The following is a 658-nucleotide window of genomic DNA, read 5'->3' on the forward strand; positions in this document are numbered from 1 at the left end:
ACAGTAGGATTGATTCGAGAGCAGCGCTTGCTGCGAATCAGTTTATTCACCGGAAAATCCTGCTCCGGCTGTTTCTGGGCTGGCTGTTTCTCAGCGTAGCGGTCGGCGGCGTCGTTTTATGGCTGGAAGTCAATCGCATCCAGCAATTCGTACATGAACTTGCACTGAGGGAGTCAGCGACCTTCAGCGGAGAGTCCGCCCATAATCTGGTCATTGAGAAATTAATATGTTTTCGCGGGACAGTCAAAAGCGATTTCAGTCTCTATTAAGTATCGATACGCACTACGCTTTCCGTCTGAACCAATAAAGTGCATAGACGCCAATTATCAACGAATACACTGTGATTGTTGTTCCAAAGTTATCGTGTTTGTTAGGTGTAGGTAAGCTGGTGATGGATGCGTCTCTGATGTAATGATGAGTGCTTTGCTGATGTTCATCCTGTGCATAAGATGTTGAGTATCCGAGAGTTGAGATAAAAAAGACTAATAAAATTTTTGTTTTTTGCATGATACCACTCCTCAAGAAAAAGAAGCGGGGAGTCGCTATTTTTGCGACAGCTTTTATGGGCATCCCTGCCCAACAAGCGGCAAAAATCACGCGACCGCTGATGCCTGCGGCTGCCCCAGCCGTCCTGGTCACTCGATCGCTACCCAACAAG

1 protein-coding gene and 1 pseudogene are annotated in these 658 nt (G+C 47.0%); one reads left to right on the forward strand and one right to left on the reverse strand.

Translation table 11 applies throughout. The features are described from left to right. Window positions 1-269, forward strand: a pseudogene (locus RW114_RS20840) (hypothetical protein); the annotation flags it as partial. A gap of 13 nt (window positions 270-282) precedes the next feature. Here RW114_RS20840 and RW114_RS20845 read toward each other — a convergent pair. Further along, the coding region (locus RW114_RS20845) for a hypothetical protein (protein ID WP_340124637.1) at window positions 283-658 on the reverse strand (376 nt) is incomplete at its 5' end.

The sequence above is a fragment of the Methylobacter svalbardensis genome (genome assembly GCF_037671525.1).
GTDB lineage: Bacteria > Pseudomonadota > Gammaproteobacteria > Methylococcales > Methylomonadaceae > Methylobacter_A > Methylobacter_A svalbardensis.